At 26.4% G+C, this 24,222-nt stretch carries 25 protein-coding genes; 8 read left to right on the forward strand and 17 right to left on the reverse strand.

The window, feature by feature from the left end:
- Positions 1-35: 35 nt before the first annotated feature.
- The 14 genes from pyrE to BUA70_RS08100 form a co-directional block, all read right to left on the reverse strand.
- Positions 36-602: an orotate phosphoribosyltransferase gene (pyrE, locus tag BUA70_RS08045; protein ID WP_072896094.1), complete on the reverse strand. Its 567-nt coding sequence runs from the start codon at positions 600-602 to the stop codon at positions 36-38.
- Between the two features lie 70 nt (positions 603-672).
- Complete coding sequence (locus BUA70_RS08050) at positions 673-1,575, reverse strand: dihydroorotate dehydrogenase (protein WP_072896098.1); 903 nt, start codon at positions 1,573-1,575, stop codon at positions 673-675.
- 12 nt (positions 1,576-1,587) lie between these two features.
- Positions 1,588-2,322, reverse strand: coding sequence for a dihydroorotate dehydrogenase electron transfer subunit (locus BUA70_RS08055; protein ID WP_072896101.1), 735 nt, complete (start codon positions 2,320-2,322; stop codon positions 1,588-1,590).
- Between the two features lie 13 nt (positions 2,323-2,335).
- On the reverse strand, positions 2,336-3,223 hold the full coding sequence (gene pyrF, locus BUA70_RS08060; RefSeq protein WP_072896105.1) for an orotidine-5'-phosphate decarboxylase: 888 nt from the start codon (positions 3,221-3,223) through the stop codon (positions 2,336-2,338).
- Positions 3,213-4,403 carry a dihydroorotase gene (locus BUA70_RS08065; RefSeq protein ID WP_072896109.1) on the reverse strand — a complete coding sequence of 397 codons (1,191 nt, stop codon included), beginning with the start codon at positions 4,401-4,403 and terminating at the stop codon, positions 3,213-3,215. Before BUA70_RS08065 ends, pyrF begins: the two co-directional genes overlap by 11 nt.
- A gap of 17 nt (positions 4,404-4,420) precedes the next feature.
- Complete coding sequence (locus tag BUA70_RS08070; protein WP_072896113.1) at positions 4,421-4,849, reverse strand: aspartate carbamoyltransferase regulatory subunit; 429 nt, start codon at positions 4,847-4,849, stop codon at positions 4,421-4,423.
- Entirely contained in the window at positions 4,849-5,772 is a 924-nt protein-coding gene (gene pyrB / locus BUA70_RS08075) for an aspartate carbamoyltransferase (RefSeq protein WP_072896116.1), read from the reverse strand. The genes BUA70_RS08070 and pyrB overlap by 1 nt, the downstream gene beginning before the upstream one ends.
- Before the next feature lie 214 nt (positions 5,773-5,986).
- Positions 5,987-6,766 (reverse strand): serine hydrolase, encoded by a 780-nt coding sequence (locus BUA70_RS08080; protein WP_072896120.1) that lies wholly within the window; start codon positions 6,764-6,766, stop codon positions 5,987-5,989.
- A gap of 157 nt (positions 6,767-6,923) precedes the next feature.
- Entirely contained in the window at positions 6,924-8,021 is a 1,098-nt protein-coding gene (locus BUA70_RS08085; RefSeq protein WP_072896123.1) for a 6-phosphofructokinase, read from the reverse strand.
- A gap of 253 nt (positions 8,022-8,274) precedes the next feature.
- A complete protein-coding gene (locus BUA70_RS13370) occupies positions 8,275-8,610 on the reverse strand; it encodes a tyrosine-protein phosphatase (protein ID WP_341457274.1) in 336 nt (111 codons plus the stop codon).
- Between the two features lie 6 nt (positions 8,611-8,616).
- Complete coding sequence (locus BUA70_RS13375) at positions 8,617-8,976, reverse strand: tyrosine-protein phosphatase (protein ID WP_341457269.1); 360 nt, start codon at positions 8,974-8,976, stop codon at positions 8,617-8,619.
- Between the two features lie 83 nt (positions 8,977-9,059).
- Complete coding sequence (locus BUA70_RS13295) at positions 9,060-9,194, reverse strand: hypothetical protein (protein ID WP_278337204.1); 135 nt, start codon at positions 9,192-9,194, stop codon at positions 9,060-9,062.
- Positions 9,195-9,543: 349 nt separating this feature from the next.
- On the reverse strand, positions 9,544-10,446 hold the full coding sequence (locus BUA70_RS08095; protein WP_072896128.1) for an undecaprenyl-diphosphate phosphatase: 903 nt from the start codon (positions 10,444-10,446) through the stop codon (positions 9,544-9,546).
- A 281-nt stretch (positions 10,447-10,727) separates the two neighbouring features.
- Positions 10,728-11,705 (reverse strand): type I phosphomannose isomerase catalytic subunit, encoded by a 978-nt coding sequence (locus BUA70_RS08100; protein WP_072896133.1) that lies wholly within the window; start codon positions 11,703-11,705, stop codon positions 10,728-10,730.
- Positions 11,706-12,156: 451 nt separating this feature from the next.
- On the opposite strand from BUA70_RS08100, the gene BUA70_RS08105 reads away from it, so the two are divergent.
- The 5 genes from BUA70_RS08105 (at position 12,157) to BUA70_RS08125 (ending at position 17,466) form a co-directional block, all read left to right on the forward strand.
- A complete protein-coding gene (locus tag BUA70_RS08105) occupies positions 12,157-12,987 on the forward strand; it encodes a hypothetical protein (protein ID WP_072896136.1) in 831 nt (276 codons plus the stop codon).
- Positions 12,988-13,040: 53 nt separating this feature from the next.
- Positions 13,041-14,396, forward strand: coding sequence for a Mur ligase family protein (locus tag BUA70_RS08110; protein ID WP_072896212.1), 1,356 nt, complete (start codon positions 13,041-13,043; stop codon positions 14,394-14,396).
- 14 nt (positions 14,397-14,410) lie between these two features.
- On the forward strand, positions 14,411-15,142 hold the full coding sequence (locus BUA70_RS08115; protein ID WP_072896139.1) for a type 1 glutamine amidotransferase: 732 nt from the start codon (positions 14,411-14,413) through the stop codon (positions 15,140-15,142).
- 193 nt (positions 15,143-15,335) lie between these two features.
- Entirely contained in the window at positions 15,336-16,616 is a 1,281-nt protein-coding gene (locus BUA70_RS08120) for a D-alanyl-D-alanine carboxypeptidase family protein (RefSeq protein WP_072896143.1), read from the forward strand.
- Positions 16,617-16,752: 136 nt separating this feature from the next.
- Positions 16,753-17,466 carry a flavin reductase family protein gene (locus BUA70_RS08125; RefSeq protein WP_072896146.1) on the forward strand — a complete coding sequence of 238 codons (714 nt, stop codon included), beginning with the start codon at positions 16,753-16,755 and terminating at the stop codon, positions 17,464-17,466.
- A gap of 155 nt (positions 17,467-17,621) precedes the next feature.
- Here BUA70_RS08125 and ppaX read toward each other — a convergent pair whose 3' ends face one another.
- Entirely contained in the window at positions 17,622-18,275 is a 654-nt protein-coding gene (ppaX, locus tag BUA70_RS08130) for a pyrophosphatase PpaX (protein WP_072896149.1), read from the reverse strand.
- A 164-nt stretch (positions 18,276-18,439) separates the two neighbouring features.
- Between ppaX and BUA70_RS08135 the strand changes: the two genes are divergently transcribed.
- From BUA70_RS08135 to BUA70_RS08145, 3 genes are all read left to right on the forward strand, one after another.
- Positions 18,440-19,282 (forward strand): tetratricopeptide repeat protein, encoded by an 843-nt coding sequence (locus BUA70_RS08135; protein WP_072896152.1) that lies wholly within the window; start codon positions 18,440-18,442, stop codon positions 19,280-19,282.
- Between the two features lie 335 nt (positions 19,283-19,617).
- Entirely contained in the window at positions 19,618-19,968 is a 351-nt protein-coding gene (locus tag BUA70_RS08140; protein WP_072896156.1) for a CidA/LrgA family protein, read from the forward strand.
- 11 nt (positions 19,969-19,979) lie between these two features.
- Positions 19,980-20,687: an LrgB family protein gene (locus BUA70_RS08145; protein ID WP_072896159.1), complete on the forward strand. Its 708-nt coding sequence runs from the start codon at positions 19,980-19,982 to the stop codon at positions 20,685-20,687.
- Between the two features lie 111 nt (positions 20,688-20,798).
- On the opposite strand, the gene BUA70_RS08150 is transcribed toward BUA70_RS08145, so the two are convergent.
- Positions 20,799-22,760 (reverse strand): DNA topoisomerase, encoded by a 1,962-nt coding sequence (locus BUA70_RS08150; RefSeq protein ID WP_072896161.1) that lies wholly within the window; start codon positions 22,758-22,760, stop codon positions 20,799-20,801.
- Positions 22,761-22,842: 82 nt separating this feature from the next.
- Positions 22,843-23,994, reverse strand: a complete 1,152-nt coding sequence (locus BUA70_RS08155; RefSeq protein WP_072896163.1) for an amidohydrolase — start codon at positions 23,992-23,994, stop codon at positions 22,843-22,845.
- Positions 23,995-24,222: the final 228 nt, after the last annotated feature.

Genomic DNA, 24,222 nt, shown 5'->3' on the forward strand with positions numbered 1-24,222 from the left:
ACTATTTAATAGTTTTTAATAAGGAATTTATACCATTATTTTATATTTCTACTACCTGGTTTTATATAGGGTTTTCCTTCCTTGCATAAAGGACAATCTTTTGGATCATAACTTTCTATATTAAGTTTTACTGCGCTATACATTGGATAGTCAGTAACCTTTTCAGATGTTCTATCTACTATACAAATCACTGCTACAACTACTCCACCTTGCTTCTCTATTACCTTCGCTGCTTCTTTAAAAGACTTTCCTGTAGTTACTACATCTTCTGTAATTATAACTTTTTGTCCTGGATTTATTTTAAATCCTCTTCTTAAAGTCATTTCTCCATTTTCTCTCTCTGTAAATATAGCTGGTTTTCCTAATTGTCTTCCTAATTCATAAGCTACTATTACTCCCCCCATAGCAGGTCCTACTACTAAATCACATTCTATATTATCTTTTTCAAGTTTTTCTTTAACAACCTTCAACACTTTTTCTGCCTTATCTGGATATTGAAGTAGCTTTGCACATTGACAATATCTGTTACTATGTCTTCCTGATGATAATAAAAAATGTCCCTCAAGCAATGCCTCTGATTCCTTTAATATATCTATAACCATTTATAAAATCCTCCTTAAAATAAGTAATTAATCAAATTTTTAAAAATATTTGTTTTTATATTTAATTAAATTATTTTCTCGCTATTCCTACTATTTCATTTATATTTTTAATTCCCTCTTTTTTTAAAAAATCTTCCATTTCTTTTATTATTTCTTTACCTGCATAAGGATTTACAAAATTTACAGTTCCAATTTGTACTGCTGAAGCTCCTGCCATTATAAATTCTATAGCATCTTCTCCATTCATTATTCCTCCTAAACCTATTATGGGTATGTCTACTGCTTTTGAAACTTCATATACCATTCTTAAAGCTATAGGTTTAACACAAGGTCCTGATAGTCCAGCAAATATATTATTAAATACAGGTTTTCTTTTTTCTATGTCTATTGCCATTCCCTTTACTGTATTTATTAAAGAAAGAGAATCTGCTCCAGCTTCACGACATTTATAAGCCATATCTACTATATCCTCTGCATTAGGAGATAGTTTAACCATTAAAGGTTTATTTGTAAGTTTTCTAACCTTAGAAACTACATCAAAGGCAACATCTGATTTTATTCCAAAAGCCATTCCACCTGATTTTACATTAGGACACGATATATTAAGTTCAATCATGGAAATATCAGTACTATTTAGTTTCTCCACAGCTTTTTCGTAATCCTCAATAGTTCCTCCTCCTACATTTGCTATAATATTTGTATTAAGATTTAACATTTTAGGAAGTTCTATTTCTATAAATTTTTCCACACCAGGATTTTGAAGACCTACACTATTCATCATTCCAGAACTTGTTTCATAAACCCTAAGTCCTTCATTCCCTTCTTTAGGATTTAAGGTTAATCCTTTAGAACATATTCCACCTAAAATTCCTACATCATAAAAATCTCTATATTCTTCTCCAAAACCGAAAGTTCCTGAAGCTGCTATTATGGGATTTTTAAATTCTATTCCGTTTATAACTGTCTTTAACATAGAACCACCTCTTTAAAATTCAATTTCATATCCATTAAAAACTGGACCATCTTTGCAGGTTCTTTTATTTCCACTTTTGCTTTTGCAAGTACATACAAGACATGCCCCTACTCCACAGGCCATATGTTTTTCCATAGAAACATATATATTTACCTTAGCTTTCTTACACATTTCTACTACTTTTTCCATCATAACTTCTGGTCCACAACAAAGTACTGTATCATATTTTGATGGTTCTAAAATCTCTGTTATAAATCCCTTAATTCCAACTTTTCCAGTATTACTTGTTATATTTACATTATCTACATACTCTAAAAACTCTTCTATAAGATAACTTTCATCTCTAAATCCTACATATAAATCTATTAATTCATTTCCTGCTTCTTTAAGTTTTTTTGCAAGTTGAACCATAGGAGCTATTCCAATTCCTCCAGCTACTAAGGCTATTTTCCCATATTTTTTTTCTTCAAATCCATTTCCTAAAGGTCCCATAACTTCAATTTCATCTTGAGGTTTTAAATTCATAAAATCCTCAGTTCCTTTTCCTACTACAGCATAAAGAAAGTTTACACATCCGTCCTTTACTTCACATACTGAAATAGGTCTTCCTAAAAAAGCATTTTTAGGTTTTATCATATAAAATTGTCCAGATTTAATATCTCTATTATCTTTTATAGTAAGTTTATATATTCCATCACAAATCTTATTATTTTCCAAAACTTTTGTCTTTAAGTAAATTGGTTTCATATATATCCTCCTATTATTTTATAGCTTCTACTGCTTTTTTTATTTCATCTCTCATTCTTAAAACTTCTTTTCTAGAAGCCTTTGCAAAATCCTTTTCCATATTTCTATCTTTATATGCTAATAATATTTTTCTTGAAGAATTTACAACTCCACCATTACCATTTTTAAGATATAAGGCTACATCCTCAGCCTTCCCACCTTGAGCTCCATAACCAGGTATTAAGAAAAACATGCTTGATAAATCTTTTCTAATTTTTCTTCCTTCATCAGTATGAGTGCAACCTATTACTCCTCCAATTGGTGAATATCCACATTCACCTAAAAATTTATCTCCTATTTCCTTTATTTTTTCTCCAGTTATTTCATAAACTCTTTTTCCATTAATTGATTCTATATATTCAATATCTTCTGCACCTTTATTAGAAGTTCTTACAAGAACAAATACTCCTTTATCACCTTTTTCTATATATGGTATATAGGGTTCTATACTATCCATTCCCATATATGGATTTAATGTTATAAAATCACATTGAAAATCTCCTTCAAAGTGAGCTTTCCCATACATTTTTGCAGTAGCTGCAATATCTCCTCTTTTAATATCTCCAATTGTTATGCAGCCTTCATCTCTTAAATACTTTAAAGTTTTCTTATAAGCTATTAACCCTTCTATTCCTAGAGCTTCATAATAAGCTATTTGAACTTTAAAGCAAGCTACAACGTCTTTAGTTTCATCTATTATTCTCTTATTAAATTGGAATATTACATCTTCTATATTTTTATACTCTTCTTTTAAAAAATCTGGTATATAATCTAAGCTTGTATCTAAGCCTACACAAACTACACCTTTTTCCTCTACTGCTTTATATAATCTATCTATAATTGTAATTTTATTATCCTTCATATACAATCTCTCCTTCCTTAACTGTAAGAACTACTTCTCCATAAACTTTGTATCCATCAAAAGGAGTATTTTTTCCTTTAGATTCAAATTTACTTGAATCTATTATTACTTCCTTTTCTAAATCTAATAAAACTACATCTCCATCATAGCCTGGACATATTTTCCCTTTATTAAATCCTAATAACTCTGCTGGTTTTTGAGACATCATTTTACTTAGCTTATTTAAAGTTATAATATTTTCTTTTACAAGCTTTGTAAAACAAATTGGAAAAGCTGTTTCTATACCTACAAGGCCTGGAGCTCCTTTTTCCTTATCTTCTTTTGTATGAGGAGCATGATCTGTTCCTATTACATCTACATCTCCATGAGCAATTGCCTTTATTAAAAAGTTAACATCCTCTTCTTCTCTAATTGGTGGATTTACTCTGTAATTTGATATTTTATTATTAAGAACTATATGATGTGGTGTTACTTCACAAGTAACATTAACTCCATCACATTTTCCCTCTATTATATATTTCATTGCCTCTTTAGTACTTACATGAGCCATATGAAGTTTACATCCTGTAACCTTAGCTAAAGTTATATCCCTCCATGTCATCATATTCTCTGCAAGCCTCATATCTATATCAGAAAATTCTTTACTTTCAGCATGAGATATTACAACCCAATTATTTTCCTTTGCCTTATTCATAGCTTTCATCATAACCTTAGCATCTGATACACCTTTTCCATCATCTGATATAGCTACAATCTCTTCTTTTTTAAAATCATCTAGGTGATCTAAAGTTACTCCATCAAAATTTTTAGTTACAGAAATACATTGATTTATATCTATAAGATTTACTTCTTTTGCTCTATTTTCTACTAAGTTTAAAATTTCCTTTGTACTACAAATAGGCCTTGTATTTGCCATTAAGTTTACTGCTGTATATCCACCTCTTACTGCAGCCTTAGAACCAGACTCTATATCTTCTTTATAGGTAAATCCTGGCTCTCTAAAATGAGCATGCATATCTATAAATGACGGCATTAAAGTTAAACCTTTAGCATCTATAACCTTACAATCCTTTGAAATTTCTCTACCTACTTCTTGAATTTTCCCATTTTTTATATAAATATCTCCATAAAAGCTATGACTATAATCAACTATATTAGCATTTTTTATTAATAAATCCATACTCAAATCCCCTTTATTTATTTTATTACCTTATACTCATTATCACAGTATATACATCTATATGTGCCTTTTTCTTTATTAGTTAGCTTAAATATTTTAGGAACATAATTTTCTACTGTAGTTATACATCTTGGATTATTACACTCTATAATCCCCTCTACTTTTTCAGGTAACTCTAAAGTTACCTTTTCTACAACATTCTCATTATTTAATATATTTAAAGTAACTTCCGGTGATATAAGACCTAAAATCTCTAAATCCATATCTATTATTTTACCTATTTTTATAATATCCTTTTTACCTAATGTTTTGCTTTCTACATTCATTATTAAAGTTACTGGATACTTTGCTTCTTGAAGTTTTAGATATTTAAATACTTCATATCCTCTTCCTGCTTTTATATGATCTATTACTATACCATCTTTTAGCTTAGTTATTTTAATCATTACATCGCCTCCAAAAGCTTAGCTATTAAAGCCATTCTTACAAACATTCCATATTTAGCTTGCTTAAAATAGCAAGCTCTAGGATCATCGTCTATCTCTTTAGATATTTCATTTACTCTTGGAAGTGGATGAAGAACTATCATATCTTTTTTTGCAAGATTCATTTTATTTTTATCTAGTATATAAATATCTCTTAATCTTATATAATCATCTTCATTAAAAAATCTTTCTTTTTGGATCCTTGTCATATAAAGTATATCTAGTTTACCAATAACCTCTTCTAAAGTTTCTACTTCTTCAAATTCTATATTGTTTTTTATTAAAACTTCTTCTTTTATATAATTAGGTATACTTAATTCTTTTGGGGAAATTAATATAAATTTATTATTTTTATATCTTGACATAGCTTTTACAAGAGAATGTACTGTTCTTCCAAACATTAAGTCACCACAAAAACCTATGGTTAAATTTTGGAGAGAACCTTTTAAAGATTTTATTGTTAAAAGATCTGTTAAGGTTTGAGTTGGATGCTGATGACCTCCGTCACCGGCATTAATAACTGGTACATCTGAATACATAGATGCTACCTTTGCTGCACCTTCTTTAGGATGCCTAATAGCTATTATATCAGAGTATGCAGAAACTATTTTTATTGTATCTCCTAAGGACTCTCCCTTAGATACAGAAGATGAATTTGGTTCTGAAAAGCCTAAGACCTTTCCTCCAAGTCTCATCATAGCAGCTTTAAAGCTTAATCTTGTTCTTGTACTTGGCTCATAGAATAGAGTAGCTAATATCTTTCCATCACAGATATTAGAATATTTTTTAGGATTAGCTATTATTTGATGTGCTAAATTAAAGATTTCTTCTAATTCTTCTACTTTTAAATCCATTGGGTCAATTAAATTTTTTACTTTTAACATTATTATCACTCCTTTTTAACATCTCTGTGTTAAATTTAAAGAAGGTAGGTTATATTAGGCTATAAAAAAATGCCTTCCTTTAAGGAAGGCATAGTATAATCTCTATTATTAACATAGCATTATATAACTTCCTTATTGATCTCTCTGGATCAAATTAAAGGTTTTTTAAACTACAGATATACTACCATTTTTTTCAGTTATTGTCAATAGGTTATTAATTCCATTGATTCATAACAAAATCCCACATCATTTTACCACATTTTGCAAGAGTTACTGTACCATATACACTATTAGGTACTCCTTCTGACATAACCGTAAATGTGAAATTTCCTTTAGATAAATGAATAAGTTCTGTATCATTTTCAACGCCATGCTTATCACCAGATTTACTTGATATACTGTACTTAGATTCTTCTGGTATATATAAACCTAATTTGTTTTTTATTTGCTGTCTTGTTAATATATCAATAAGCATTGTACTGTTTTTTCTATCTAAATACGTTGCATTATACAAGTGTTTCCATATCATACATAAGTCATAAGCTGTAGTTATATTTTCTATTTCTACTTCTGGATTTCTTTCGTCTCTGGTCTTTCTATTTAAGTTAGTATTTTTAAGTCCTAATTTTTTTATTGTTTCATTTATTTTTTCTATTCCTAAGATCTCAATTATTTTGTTAGCAGCGGTATTATCACTTTGAATAAGCATTGCTACTAAAAGTTCAAAAACTGTATAATCTCTTTCTCCGAATTCATGGATAATTCCAGTTCCATATACTTTATCTTTAGTCTCAATCTTTATTTTATCTAGAAAATTTATGTTTCCTAATTCCTCTTCTTTAATTAAAGCAACTGCTATTGGTAATTTCATACACCCAGCTGCTGTCATCGGTTCATGTTCATTATACCCATAAACATAACCTCCATCTAAATCCTCGAAGAAAAAGCTATATTTTCCATTTCTTGTTTCAATATATTTTTTTATCTCTTTCATAATACCCTCCAGCTTTCTTTGTTATAATGCACAATTGAATTATAGCATATTGTCAGAAAATTTTGAAGTATTTATAGTTAAAACGTTAACATTTTAATTTTTTTAGATATTTTTCACATAATAACAAAGATTCTTCAATTTATTATGGCTTATTATATTAATCTCCAAAGGAAATCCCTATTTTTTTTGCTATTTTAACAAATTCTCCATTAGGATTAACATACTTATTATGGCCTATTACTTCTTCTAAACTTACATAGGATATATCGCTTCCCTTTAAGCAAACCATATTACCAAACTTACCTTCATTAATTAATTCAACTGCTTTAACTCCATACCTGGTTGATAAAATTCTATCATAGGTTGATGCATTTCCACCTCTTTGTATATGACCTAATACTGTACTTCTTATCTCATGGTTCTTAACTAATTTTTCTAATTCTACTGCTAATTTATTAGCTACTCCTCCATATCTTATAGGATCTGGACTATCTTCTACTATTTTATATACAGTAGCTGAACCATCTTTAGGTTTTGCTCCCTCTGCCACTACAATAATTGAAAATAATTTTCCTTCTGCTTCTCTTTCTTTTACTTTTTCTATTATTTTATTAATATCATAAGGAATCTCAGGTATTAATATAACATCTGCAGATCCTGCAATTCCTGATTCTAAAGCAATCCAACCAGCATCTCTTCCCATAACCTCTAGAAGCATTATTCTATGATGAGATTCTGCTGTAGTGTGAAGTCTATCTAAAGCTTCTGTAGCTACTCCAATGGCTGTATTAAAACCAAAGGTTACATCTGTTGCTGCTAAGTCATTATCAATAGTTTTAGGTACACCTATTATATTAACTCCCTTTCTTGCAAAATCTCTTGCAGAAGTTAAAGTACCATCTCCACCTATAACAATTAAAGCATCTATTCCTTCCTTTTTTAAATTTTCTACTGCTACATCTGAAACGTCTTTTTTAACCATTTTGCCATTTTCTTCAACAAGATAATCAAATAGATTATCTTTATTTGAACTATAAAGAATAGTTCCTCCCTTATGAAGAATACCTGAAACTGTTTCCAATGTTAGAGGAATTAAGTCATTATTGTATAACCCTTTATATCCAAATTTATAACCATATACTTCATACCCATACTGCAATATTGCTGTTCTAGTAACTGCTCTAATAACTGCATTTAATCCTGGACAGTCTCCACCTCCAGTGAGTATTGCTATTTTTTTAATTTCTTTTCTCATAAATCTTTCCTCCTCTACCCAATAACTACAAGCTCTTTACACCAAATTAAAATTTTTCCTATTTTATTTTATGATATCATAATAATTTTTCATTTCAAAGTTATTTTTTTAATATTTTAAATTTTGTGTTATTTTATAATTTTCTATCATTTTCTTCTTATATTATTTTATATTTATATAAATAAAAGCTAAGAACTTATTTTTAAATCCTTAGCTTAATTAATAATTTTAAAATTAAAATATACTATAAATATTAATATAAATATAAATAGACATTTTTAAGATTCTCTATGTCATCATCCCCTAATCCAAATTCCTTTTCAAAATATCTTTCATAGTTCCCATAATTATCTTTTATAGATTTTAAGGATATTTCTATATATTCTCTTTTTATTTCTAAAATATCTCTTAACATATTTAAAGAATCCTTACTTTTAAAAAAATCACTATACACATTTATAATTTGGTTCTCATTTTCTTTTATATGAAGATTACTCTTTAAATAGTCTTCTGTAACCGTTTCTTCATCTACACCTAATGCTAATAAAATTAAAGCTGATCCAATCCCAGTTCTATCTTTTCCTGATATACAGTGTTATAATATTGCAGTATCCTTAGGATTTTTAAATAATTTCATAAGTTCTTTAAAATCCTTATTATTTATAGGCATTATTTTATATACATCTAAATTAGTCATAGCTGATATATTGATATTTTTTATATCATTTAACTTAAAATCTTGAAATCTCTCCTTTTCTTCTTTTGATCTATAATCTAAAATATATTTTATTCCCAAGGTTTTAAAATACTTTAAATCATCATCTTTTAATTTAGAAAGATCTTCAGAACGGTAAAATAATCCCCATTTTACTTTTCTTCCATCCCTTGTTTTATATCTTCCTAAATTCCTAAAGTTATGGAATTTTTTTAAAGGAACTATTCTTTCTGCTATCATTAGTTTTTCTCCTTCATATTTTATTATATAAAAAGTTCTATTGTTAGGAGATGGATCTTTGAAAATTATAGAATTTTCTCCATTTATTTTTTTAAGAAAATCTTATCTCCATCTATTTTATTAAAGTAGTAAATCTCTCCATCACTTAAATTTTTACTTAATGTTATTTTAATATTTTCATCTTTATTTTTCACTAAACTTCCATCTAAATTACTCACTTTGTATCCCTTTTTATCTTTTCAATATAAATTTAAATCTATAATTTATATTCTAACTTAAGTAAAAAATATAAAAAGTGATTTTGCCTAATGCTAACGCTAAATTAACAAAATTTATAATATCATAATAATACTTTTTAAAGTATTATTCTTTTACTTTAAAAATATTTATTGAAAAATTCCTTTTAAGTTTTAAATAAAAATTTTCTTTGTCTTATATTCAAAATAAAATAAATCTCCTAAAGTAAAAAATATTACTTTAGGAGATTTATTTTATATAAGTATTACTTGATTTAAATTAATATTAAATATGTTTTTTACAAAAATCAGCTTATAAAGCCTTAATATATTAGCTAATTACCCCAATTAATATTAAAAGAGCTAGTATTATACCAGCAACTATTCTATATAATGCAAAAATTCTCATAGGTTTCTTCTTCAAGTAACTTATGAATCCATCAATTACTAATATTGATACAATAAAAGCAACAATAAATCCTACGATTAAAGATACCCATTCAGTTGATGTCATAGTTGCAAAACCTTTATATTTATAAATTTTTAATCCAGATGCTCCAAACATAACTGGAATAGCTAAAAAGAATGAGTATTCAGCAGCAGCTGTAGTTGAAATACCTGCAATCCATCCGCCCATTATTGTTGATGCACTTCTTGACATTCCTGGCCATAAAGAAAGACATTGGAAAATACCTACCTTTAATGCTTGTCCATACGATATATCATCAACAGTTTTTGTTGTTTTGCTTCTTTTAGCTCTAGATCTAAAATTATTTTCAACTATTAACAATAATATACCACCAACTATAAATCCTATAGCTACAGTCTTTGTACTAAATAAATATTTATCTATTAAATCATCTAATGAAAGACCTAAAATTGCAGCTGGAATACATCCAATTATTATTGCTAAACTAAGTTTTACACCTTTTTTATCTTTACTACTTAATGAATAATTTTTCCCTTTAATTAATCTTGCTATAGGACTTACAATCCATTTACAGAAAGAACATAAAAGGCCCCATAATTTGTTCCAATATAAAACAATTACTGCAAGAATTGCACCTAATTGTATTACTACTTCAAACATGTTAGTAAATTCTGTTCCATGGAACCCTATTAAGTCTCCAACTAAAATCATATGGCCTGTAGAAGAAACTGGTACAAATTCTGTTAAACCTTCTACTATGGCTATAACTATAGCTTTTAATATAAATATAAAATTTAAACCCATATTTTCACTCTCTTTCTATTATAATCACACACCATTTAATTATAATTTTGATTTTTCAAATTGTCTATTATAAAATACTTAAATTAAAATAAATTATTTCTTAATATATAAGCTATAATACCAATAATAATAGAATTTAAGGTAGAAAAATAGTTTATATTGATTTTACATAAAATATAAAGACTCCTTATACTAAGCCTAAAATTTTAATTTTTAATTCTAATTTTTAGGTCAATCTAAATATAAAGAGTCTTTATGAAAATTATTTTAACTTATTTATTTTAATATCTTATTATATCAATTATTTCTTTTTCTACTTTTTTTTCATCTGGAACATAACTTTTTAATAATGTTATATCACCTTTTATAGTATACTTTCCTAAGGATGCTGGTATAAGTATGCTATCTCCTTTTTTTATTACCTCTTCTCCTTTATCATAAGAAATAATTCCTTTTCCATCTACTGCTGTAAATATAAAAAATCTTTCCTTATCACTTTCTTCTTCTAATAAATCTTTTATTTCATATTTTTCTATAGCAAAATATTTACAAAGACTTAAATAAGTTTTAGTATATCCTGAAAATTCTGCTTTAAGTCCTTTATTATTATGACCTTTTAATGAGAAGTCAATAACATCTAAAGCTTTTTCCACATGAATTTCTCTTCCTCTATTATAGTCATATACTCTATATGTAGTATCACTATTTTGTTGTATCTCTGCAATTATAACGCCTTCTCCAATAGCATGTACCAATCCACTTTTTACAAAGAAAAAATCTCCTTTTTTAACTGGTATCTTATTTAAATATTCATCAAAAATTCCTGTTTCTATAGCTTTTATAAATTGCTCCTTATTACAATTTTTAGTTCCTACAACTAAATTGGCTCCTTTAAAAGCTTCAACTACATACCAACATTCAGTTTTTCCAAGCTCTCCTTCTACCCTTTTTCCATAATCATCATCAGGATGTACTTGTACAGAAAGTTTGTCTTTAGCATTTATAAGCTTAACTAGTAGTGGAAACTTTTCTTTGTTTATTTTACTACCTAATAAATCATCTCCATATTTTTTTATAAGTTCATCAAACTTTATTCCTTTAAAAGCTCCATTTGATACAATACCAGTTCCATTGGGATGGCAAGCTATATCCCATGTTTCCCCTATATTTCCATTAGGAAGATTATCTCTAAAACTTTCAAAATCTCTTCCACCCCATATTTTATCATAATATAAATTTTCAAATTTAATTGGATACATGTAAAAATTCCTCCTACCGCTATAAATTCTTTATTTTAATTAATCTTATTAACTTTAATATTTACTTACAAAATTCAAAGATTTTATCTTATTCATAAAATATAACAACTAAAATCATAATATCATTTTAAAAAAGTTTTTAAAAGTATCCATAATTGTATAATTACAATAAAAAATGTACTTATTTCATATTTATAACTAAATTTATTTTAATAAGTTATATTAATACTTTATGTTACATAGAAAAAATTTTTAGTTGTTAACTGCTAAAGTAAATTTTTTAAATTTATATACTTTTATCTTTAAAATATTTTGCAAAATTTATAAAAAATATATTGTTTAATTAAAATAAAATATATTAATCATCTTAAAAACCAGTATAGCAATATTGTATAGTATAGATATTATGATATACTTAAATATAGTTTATTTTTTAGGAGAAAAGCTATTAATGTTTAACAAAAGTATCATAATAAAACTAATAAAATCTATAATAATTTTTCTAATTTTTATTTTTATTGGTTTTACAATTTATTTAATACCAAATATATCTTTAAAGTTTAATAATATTTTAGATAAAAACTGTAGAGTTTTTTCTAATAAAAATAATAACGATGATATAACAGAAATTATGTTTTCACCAGTTTTGTTAGAAAATGAAAGTTTTGTTAATCCTTCCGATATATCTAATTTTGATTTAACTTTAGGAATTATTAAAAAAAATGAAGGTTTAAATTTAAATTCTTTCTCAAAATCAATAACTTTAATTGCAGATGATGATAAAAATTTATTAAACAATGATATTCATATTTTAAATACTAATCATTTCTATGAAACTTCTATAGAAAATAATTTTATTAACTATATGTATCTTGATAAAGATTTATCTTCACCTTCTGAAATATCTACATATAAAAATATTATTAAAAGATATAAAGCTAAAAAAGGCTTTATAGTTATTTATATATCTTCAAAAGCAAGAGTTACAAAAAATACTTTAGATTTTTTATGTGATGAAGGAGTAAACATAATTTTTTCACCAGCTCTTAATAATACTTCTATTGAAAAAAATAAAAGCTCAGTTATAATTTATGGAGTAGAAAATTTTGAAGAATGTATGCCTCAATTTGATTTAATATTTCAAGATAATAATCCTATAGCATTAGGAATTAAGCTACACTCTAATGGCTCAAAAAATGATAAAGAATACGATGATATAATAAAAAATTCTAAAAACTTTGCCATTGATTTAAGCAAAAACTTTTCCTATATAGACTATTAGTGATTAATTTTAAGGTAATCTGTAAATAATTCAAAAGATAACAATAAAAGGTGGTGTCTAAAATTAAATTAAATACTTTTTTTGCAATCATAACTTCTAAATTAACTCATTTTGTTGCTAAAAACTTTTTTAAAGGTGGAAGTAACTTTCCAGGAAAAATCGCTTTAAAATTTGATAGATCCATATTAAATACAGTATGTAAAAACTATCATGTAATTTTAATAACTGGTACTAATGGTAAGACTACTACCACTAGTATGATATACAATATCTTAAAAGAAAAGGGATATAATGTAATAACAAATAGCACAGGAGCTAATATGTTTCCTGGGATAACTAATTGTTTTGTATCTAATTATAAATTTTTTAATAAAGAAAAAAAATATGCTGTTATAGAAGTAGATGAGGCTAATGTAAAATTTATAACAGAATATATATCTCCAGAACTTCTTACTATAACTAATCTATTTAGAGATCAATTAGACCGTTATGGTGAAGTTTATACTACCTTAGAAAAAATTCTTGAAGGCGTAAATAAAAGTCCTTCCACTAAACTTATATTAAATGGTGATGAATCTTTACTTGGTAAGCTAAACCTTAAAAATCCTACTGTATATTTTGGTTTTGATACTAAAATAAATGATAACACTGAAATAGAACTAAATGCTGATGCTAAGTTTTGTAAGTTTTGTAAAAGTCCTTATTCCTATAATTATATAACCTATAATCATTTAGGAGATTTTTACTGTCCAAGCTGTGGTTATAAAAGAGAAGATTTAAAATATAAGGTTACAAAAATTATTGAATCTACTCCTGATGGATCATTAGTAGAATTTAATAATAAACCTTTCACAATAACACAGTCTGGTACCTATAATATTTATAATGGATTATGTGCTTATTCTATATGTAAAGAATTAAATATTGATGATGAAACAATTGAAAAATCTTTTAAAAAGCAAGAATCAAGCTTTGGAAGACAGGAAAATATAAATCTTAATGAAAAAGAAATTAAAATTATTTTGGTTAAAAATCCTGCCGGTTATAATCAAGCCTTAGATACTTTGTGCTTAAATAAAGATAAGTTTTCAGCAGCATTTTTATTAAATGATAATTACGCTGACGGAAGAGACATTTCTTGGCTTTGGGATGTTAATTTTGAAAAATTATATTCTATGGATATTGCTGAAATATTTATTTCAGGTACAAGAAGATATGACATGGCTGTTAGATTAAAGATTGCTTCTCTTTCTCCTAGTAAATTTATAATTGAAGAAAACTATGAAAATCTAACAAATAAAATTATAGAAGGAAAAGAAAATAGAGTATATATATTAGCAACCTATACTGCTATGATAAACTATAGAAAATTCCTTCATTCAAAAGGTTATATTGAAAAACTTTGGTAGAAAGGAAAATTATTATGGAGTTAAATATATGTCATTTATATCCTGATCTTTTAAATGTATATGGTGATTTGGGAAATATACTAGTTCTTAAATATAGATCAGAAGCTAGAGGAATTAAAGTGAATATAATTAATGTTTCTCTTAATGATTCTTTTAAAGAAGAAGATTATGATATAGTTTTCTTTGGTGGTGGTCAAGATTATGAGCAATCAATTGTATCTAAAGATTTAATTGAAACAAAGAAGACTTCAATTATAAACTATATAGAAAATAACGGTGTATTCTTAGCTATATGTGGAGGATATCAATTATTAGGAAAATATTATGAAACTCCAACTGGAGAAAAGCTTGAAGGTTTAGGTGCTTTAAATATATATACTGAAGGTGGAGATACAAGGTTTATTGGAAATACCGCAATTTTAAATGAAGATTTTAATGAAACCTATGTAGGCTTTGAAAATCATTCAGGAAGAACTTATATAAATGACCTTAAACCTCTTGGAAAGTGTCTTCATGGATATGGCAATAATGGTTCTGATAATAATGAGGGTTGTATTTATAAAAATACCTTTGGAAGTTATTTTCATGGTTCCCTTCTATCTAAGAATCCTGAATTAGCAGATAGACTTATTACTTTAGCCTTAAATAAAAAATATGAAAATTTTAACTTAGAACCTTTAGATGATTCTCTTGAACTTAAAGCTAAAAAAGCAGTTCTAGATATGCTAAATAAAACAGAAAAATAAAATTTAAAAGAAGGTATGAACTTATTCTATTATTAAAATTCTACCTTCTTTTGATATATTTCTACTAAAAAAACTATTAATTTTCCAATAATTTTAATATAAAATTATTGGAAAATTATACGATTTTATTGTTATACATTTATATAAATGATATACTTTAAATATTTACTAAAAAAATTAACAGGAGAGATGTATGTTGAAACGTAAGCCTATAATCACAACATTATTATTAACTTTTAGTATTTCAATTTTCGCTTCATCTGCTAAAATTGTAAAAGCCGATGAAATTTCAGATGCCAAGCCTCCAACTATTCATGGTAAAGCAGCTGTAACTATTGATTATGACACCGGTGAGGTAATCTATGCCAAAAACGGTGATGAAAAAAAATATCCAGCAAGTACTACAAAACTTATGACAGGTTTACTTCTTGCTGAAAATAAATCTCCAAATGATTCATTAGAATATACTCAATCTGCAAAAAAGCAACCTGAATATGCTTTAAATGTAAATTTTAAACCTCAAACTGTAGGTTCAAAAATGTCTGCAGATGATGTAATGAAAGCTTTATTAATGTTTTCTGCTAATGATGCAGCTTATATGATTTCAGATTCTGTTTCTGGTAATTCTAAGGCATTTAGTGATCTTATGAATAATAAAGCTAAAGAAATAGGTATGATTAATACTCATTTTATAACTCCTAATGGACTTCATAATGATGATCACTATTCAACAGCTTATGATCTTTCTGTTTTAGGAAGAGCTGCCTTCGAAAACTCTTGGGTTAGTGATGTAATGAAAACTGATAAAGCTCAAATCCATTTAGGGGATGGCTCTATTGTTAACTTAGAAAATAGAAACAAAGGTCTTGGCAAAGATGGTAATATCGGTGGTAAAACAGGCTACACTACTCCTGCTGGAAGATGTTTAGTTTCTGTTTATGAAAGAGATGGTAGAAAAATCGTTGGAGCTGTTTTGCAATCTCAGTATGATGCAAACGATCAAATAGTTTTTGATGATATGAATAAAATAATGGACTATAGTTATAAAGCGGAAAAGGTTCCTGCATTTAAAGCTGGTACAGAAATTGATAAAATAACTGTAAATTATAAACCATTTAAATTCTTTGGTCCTACAAAAACAATTGATGTTCCTTTAGTTTTAACAGAGGATGTATCATATTACAATAACGAAATAAATAAAAAGGATCTAAAAACTACAATTAATATAACTGATGTAGATGCATGGAATTTAGCTGGTAATAATAATTTATTAAAACTTAAGGTTTCAGAAAGAGTGTATGAAAAAGACTATAATCTAAAAGCTAATATAACCAAAGGTACTTTATTTAAAGCAAATATTGGCTTATATATTGTTTCTTTAATAGTAATTGCAGTAATTATAATATTAATTTTATTAATAATAAAATTAATCTCTGGAAGAAGACATAGAAGAAAAAGAAGAATAAGATTTTAATAGTAAAAAGAGAAGCCTTAAAAAAAAGACTTCTCTTTTTCTAATGACTTTCTAGTTACACTTATTCTTTTCACCTATAAATATATTTTATATAATTTATATATAAGTTTAACTAGTTGTAAATTAGGAGGATAATATGAAAAAAGAAAAATTTAAAGGTAGCGCAATTTTAAATCCTGTTCCTGCTGTTCTTGTAACATGTAAGAATAATGAAGGTAAAGTAAATGTACTAACAATAGGCTGGTGTTCAACAATTTGTACAAAACCTCCTATGATTGGTATATCAATACGTCCTGAGCGTCTTTCTTATGAATATATAAAAGAAACTATGGAATTTACAGTTAACCTACCATCTAAAAATTTAACTAAAGCTGTAGATTTTTGTGGAGTAAGATCTGGTAGAGATTTAGATAAAATTAAAGAAATGAATTTTAGTTTAGGTAGTGATGAATCCTTTACTACCCCATTTATAAAGGAATGTCCTGTAAATATACAATGTAAAGTAAAACAAATTATTCCTTTAGGTACTCATGATTTATTTATTGGAGAAGTTACTAATTCTTTAGTTAATAGTGATTTATTAGATGATAAGGGAAAAATTCATTTTGAATGGGCTAATTTAATAGCTTATTGTCATGGAGAATATTATCCTCTTCCTAGTGAATCTATTGGAAAATTTGGATTTTCAGTAGCAAAAAAAACATCAAAAGCTAAATCTACTAAATCTTTTACTATTAAAAACAATAAGCCTAAAAATAAAAAAAGCACTATAAAAAATAATAGACCTAAATTAAATACTAAAACCAATAATAAAAAAAGCACTAAACCTAACAAAAAGAAATTTAAATAATTTTCTTATATAAAAAAGAGCAAACTTTTAAGAAGTTTGCTCTTTTTTATGATTTATTTATTATTAATATAAATATTTACAGTTTTCTTTAAGATATTAAGATAAAAAGTTTCTATGAAAATGATTTTCAAAATTATACTAATATATTAATATTTTTAAGCTACATGCCAGTTTTCTTTTTCAACTATATCTATAATTTCTAAAGCTTCATCTATATAATATTCAGGCTCTTCCTTTTTTAATCTTTCAATTGGCAATGCTGTATAATTTACTGCACAAACCTTTGCCCCTGCACTCTTTCCTGATAGTAAATCATAAGGACTATCTCCAACCATTATAGCTTCTTTAGGTGATATTCCTAAAAGTTCACAAGCTTTTTCTACCGGTTCCTTATGTGGTTTATGATTCTCAGTTAGCTCTGGACTTACAACTACATCAAAGTAATCATATATTCCTGCAATTTTCATACCACGTTCTGCAAGAACTTTTCTTTTAGATGTAACAATTCCAAGTTTTAGCCCTTTTTCTTTAAGGTTATCTAGCATAGTTATAACCCCTGGAAACGCCTTGCACATTGTATCGTGTATATCTTCATTGTACCCTCTATAAGTTGTTATAAGTTCCTCTAAGTGCTCTTCACTATATCTTTTGAAACTATACTTTAATGGCTCTCCAAACATTTTAGTTATTTCTTTATCATCTACTTTTAAGTTTAATACTTTTTCAAAGGCATATCTAAAAGACTGAAGAATTAATTCATTTGTATCAATTAAAGTTCCGTCAAGATCAAATAAAACTGCTTTAATCATTAGTATCTCCTTTTCTAATTTAATTTATTCCTTTTTATTATATCAAATACTAACTATTCTCTCAAACCTACAGCTTTTTCTAATATTTCTTCTAATATATTTATCTTATCTTTAAAAGATAGTATAATTATTACAATATAATATTATAAATTGGGGGAATATTAATGGAAAAGAAAAGAACTAAATCTATACTAACCATTGATTCTATAATATTAGTTGGGGCTGTGTTAATAACTTTCATAAATGTTTTAGTTGGAAGTATTATTTTTTGGATTTATTTAATATATAAGGCCTTCAAACATAAAGATTTAATTTTTGGATTATTAGGCAATTTTGCTTACAGTAAAAAAAACTATGATAAAGCCTTAAAATGGTATAAAAAAGCTGCTTTAAGTAACTCTTCTAAGGCAAAAATAATAAAAAGTTATATTCTTGTAGAGCTAAAGGAAGGTTCATTGGAGAGAGCTAAAAATGTATTTAATAAAATAATTAAATCTAGAACTTTTTATGGACATGATTTATACAACATAAAAATTACGGAATCTCTTATAATGTGGAAAGAAAAAAGAATAAATGATTCTATTGATATATTAGAAAAATTATTAAAGGATGGAGAAAATTTATCTATTTATGAAACTTTAGGTTATATGCTAATTGCAAATAAAGACTATTTAAAAGCTTTAGATATAAATAATAAAGCTTTAGAATATGAGCCATCTCCTGTAATCCTTGCAAATCTAGGTGAAATTTATTATAAATTAGATAAAAAAGATAAATCTTTTGAAATTTTTAAATCTCTAATAGATGAAAATGTAAATTTTTCAGAACCCTTTTTTTACTGTGGCCTTATACTAAAAGAAAAAGGAAATTTATCTGAAGCAAAGGCTATGTTTGAAAAAGCTTTATCCTTTCCTGAATCTTTTTTAAGCACCTTAAATTTAGAAACTATAAAAAAAGAACTCTCTTCTCTTGATATAAATAATACACTTATCTTAAATAATAATTAAATTTTAACATATAGCTAATATTTAGAAACCTTAATATTTTATTAAAATAATAATAAAATATTCTAAATCTAATATATTTTTAATTTAGATTTAGAATATTTTTTTGTAGATTTATAAATTTCATTTAAAAATTCCTATAAAAAATACATATATTCCTAAAATTCTCCCTATACTACTCAAAAACGAAGGTATTTCGAGAAAATATATAATATATACTATATACTTTTAATATCAGCTAATGTAATTGTTTAACACCTCTATTTTTTTTAAATATTAAGTTTTATCATTTTAAAAAAATGTGCTAAATTATAAAAGTAATTTGAGGAGGATTTAGAATGAAATTATTTAGAGAATTAATAATTATCTTATCTATTTATTTAATAGGTGAATTTGTATCTTATATTTTTCATCTACCTGTACCAGGTAATATTATCGGTATGATTTTACTTTTAGTACTATTAATGACAAAAAAAATTAAAGTTTCAGCAATTGAAACAGTTTCAAACTTTTTTCTAGACCATTTAGCTTTTTTCTTTATTCCTGCTGGTGTTGGTTTAATATCATCTTTTGGAATATTAAAAAGTGCATGGGCTAAATTGTTAATAGTTTGTATTCTTACTACTATGATAGTTATAGCTATAACTGGATTAGTTGTGCAATTTCTTGTTGAAAGAAAGAAAAGTTAGGAGGCTCTCAAATGGAATTTATTACGCATAATGCTTTATTTGGAATAGTAATATCCTTAATAGCCTTTGAAATTGGGCTTTTTATATATAGAAAAACTAAACTTGCAATTTTTAATCCACTTTTAATAGCTATAATACTTATTATAATATTTTTAAGTTTAACTCACACAAGTTTTGATACCTATAATAAAGGTGCTCAATTTATAAATCTATTATTAGGACCATCTACTATAATATTAGCTGTTCCTTTATATAAACAATTAGATTTATTAAAAAAACATGCTCTACCAATTTTATTAGGTGTTTTCATTGGATGTATTTCATCTATACTTGGTGTAGTTTTAGTATCTACTCTTGTAGGCTTAGATAAAAATTTATTATTATCTTTAGTACCAAAATCAGTTACTACTCCTATAGGATTAGAAATTTCAAAACAGCTTAATGGATTACTTCCAATTACTGTAGCTGCTATTATTTTATCAGGAATAATAGGTGCTATAATCGGACCTTTAATATTTAAAATATTTAAAATAAAAAATAAAGTGGCTCAAGGAATTTCTTTAGGAACAGCATCCCATGCTGTTGGAACAACTAAAGCTTTAGAACTTGGAGAAACTGAAGGTGCTATGAGCAGTTTATCTATTGGAATATCTGGATTAATGACAGTATTTTTAGCACCAATTATAATAACATTTTTATCAAAGATTTTTATTAAATAAAAATAGATTCTTTAATTTTTTGTGTTTTTAAATTTTATAGATAAAACTAAAAGCTAGGAAAATTCCTAGCTTTTAGTTTTTTTCATATATTTTATATATTAATTTATAGATTTATTTTTCATATATATTTTTAACTTCTATAAGTCTTCTATTTATAAAAGCTAAATTACAATTTTCCATAACTTTAGATATATTGTTTTTTGTATAGTTTTCAAGTTTTCCCATAAACACATCTGGTATTATTTCTTTTTCCCAAACCATCTTTAATCCTTTTTCCCAACTAGCAGTTAATATAGGATTTAAAAGAGACGGAATTGAGGATTTAATAACTTCATATATCATTTCACCTTTAATTGTAGGGGTTAAAACTTGTGTTTTATTATTAGATTTTAAATAACCAATATTAATAAGCTTTTTTATTATTTCTGCTCTAGTAGCAGATGTACCTATGCCCTGTGATTTTATATGCTCTCTTAATTCATCATCTTCTATTAATTTCCCTGCATTTTCCATAGCAATAATAATAGACCCTGTTGTATATCTTTTAGGTGGAGTTGTTTCCCCCTCTTTTATGTATAAATCTTCAATTTTTATTTTGTTACCCTTTCTTAAGGAATTTAAAATTTCAGATTCATTACTTTCTTCTTTATTATCTTGATTTTTTAATATATTTAAATATCCCTTTTCAACACAAACCTTTTTTGTGGTAAAAAAACTTTCTGTTTTTATTTTTGTTATAACTTGAACTTTATTATACTTTGCAGCAGGATAAAATATAGCTAAGAATCTCTTTAAAATAAGCATATATATTTCATATTCCCTTTTACTTATTCCCTGTAAATTTCCCTCTCCAGTAGGAATTATAGCATAGTGATCTGTTATTTTGGAATCATCTACATATTTACTTTTTAATATTTTACTATTCCAATTATTTGATAAAATTTCATTTACATATCCTTCCACATCTTCTCCTAATGGAAGTTTTAAAAGTTTTATTAAATTTCCTTTTATTCCTTTTGCTACAGCAGTTGATATAACTCTAGCATCTGTTCTTGGATAAGTTACTAGTTTCTTTTCATAAAGCTTTTGTATAACTCCTAAAGTTTCATCAGGACTTATTTTAAACTTTTTACTACATTCATTTTGAATTTCTGCTAAATTAAATAAAAGCGGTGCATATTTTGTTTCTTTTGTCTTTTTTACAGAATCTACCACTCCATCTCCTTCATCTAAAAGTTCTTGAAGTAGTTTTTTACAGTCTTCTTCTTTTTTAAATCCATTTTCATTGTAAAGTAAATTACTTTCAAAATATTTAGAGCCCTCTACTGATTTCCATTCTCCTTCATATAAAGATTCTTCCTTATCCTTTGAGAACTTACCATTTAATCTGTAGAATGATGTTTTCTTAAAATTTCTAATTTCTCTTTCCCTGTCTACTACTATCCCTAAAACGCAGCTCATTACTCTTCCTACTGCAATAACAACTTTATCCTCCTTTAATATATCAGAAACTCTTCTTCCATATATCAAAGTTAGAAGTCTTGAAAAATTTATTCCTAAAAGATAATCTTCTTTAGCTCTTAAATATGCAGAATCACCTAAGGAATCATATTCATCTAAAGGTTTTGCTTCTCTTATACCTCTTTTTATCTCTTCTTCTGTTTGAGAATCTATCCAAACTCTTTTTTTCGCCTTTTTAGGAGTTCCTGCCATTTGATCTACTAATCTATAAATATATTCTCCTTCTCTTCCAGAGTCAGTACAAACATATATGGTATCTATATCTTCTCTGTTTAATAAAGTAGATACGATATCAAATTGTTTTTTCACTCCACTTATTACTTCATATTTATAATCTTTAGGTAAAAAAGGTAAGTCTTTAAGGTTCCAAAATCTTAATTTTTCATTATAAGCTTCTGGATAACACATAGTTACCATATGTCCTACACACCAAGTAAATACTGCTTTATCTCCTTCAATAAACCCATCATTTCTCTTACCCTTAATATTTAAAAGTTTTACAAAATCCATAGCAACAGAGGGTTTTTCTGTTACAAATAAAGCTTTTCCCATACCTTAATTCCTTTCTAATTTAAAGTCTATATAAATAATAAATAGTTACCTTTAAAGGTAACTATTTATTATTTATATAAAATTACGCTTCTTTATATACAACTTTACCATCTATTATAGTATACAATGTTTTTGTAGAAAGTTCAAAGGGACTTCCTGATAATATAACTATATCAGCATCTTTTCCTTTTTCTATAGAACCTACTCTATTATCGATTCCCACAATCTCTGCAGCATTTATTGTAATAGCCTTTAAGGATTCATAAAAACTTAGTCCTTCCTTCATTGCTAATGCGGCACAAACTGGTAAATATTTAATAGGAATTACTGGATAATCTGTCATAATAGCTACCTTAACTCCCTTATTTACTAATTCTTTAGGAGTTTTAAAAGTTTTGTTACTTAATTCTATTTTAGAATTAGTTGTCATTGTAGGACCTATTATAGCATCTTTTCCACTTCTTTTTATTTGTTCCCCTATTAAGTGTCCTTCTGTACAGTGATCCAAAGTAATCTTTAAATCAAACTCTTTAGCAATTCTAATAGCTGTTAATATATCATCAGCTCTATGAGCATGAGCCTTTAAAGGTATTTTTTTCTCAATTACAGGAATTAAAGATTCATATTTTAATTTTTTCTCAAAAAATTCTCCTTTTTCCTTTGCGACTTTTTTTTTCTCTATATAGTTTAAAGTTTCAAGTAAAGTTTCCCTAAGAATAGCTGCTGTAGCCATTCTTGTCATTGGTGTTTTTCCTTTTTCTCTATAAACTCTTTTAGGATTTTCTCCAAAGGCAACTTTCATAGCCACAGGTTCTTTTAAAATCATCTCATCAATTGAAATTCCATAAGTTTTTAATGCTACAAATTGTCCACCTACTACATTAGCACTACCAGGTCCTGTAACTACAGTAGTAATTCCCCCTTCTCTTGCATCTTCAAAGGATTTATCAAAAGGATTTATTCCATCAATAGCTCTAAGTTCCGGTGTTACAGGATTAGTCATTTCATTTCCATCAGAACCTTCCGCTCTCATATTTTCTTCGAAAATACCAACATGACAATGAGCATCTATCATACCTGGAATCACGATTTTTCCCTCAGCATTAATGATTTCTTCTTCTTCATAATTTAAATCTACCCCAACTTCTTTAATCTTTCCATCTTTAATTAAAATATCTCCTCTTTCTAAAGGCTCTCCTGCCATGGTAAATATATTTCCATTTTTTATAATCATTTTATTTGCCCCCTTTTATTAATTAAATAATTAGAATTTTTATTCATAATCCTAATTTACACATAACTTTTAATAATGTTTATATACTCTATATATTAAATTTATATAGAAATATTTCTTTAATTACTATTTATATGTTTACTTTTAAATAATAATATAAATTTTATAGTATAAAAAAAGAATTAGTGCAATAATACACTAATTCTTTAATTTTAAATTGAATTTTAA

Source organism: Clostridium fallax (assembly GCF_900129365.1).
GTDB lineage: Bacteria > Bacillota > Clostridia > Clostridiales > Clostridiaceae > Clostridium_AH > Clostridium_AH fallax.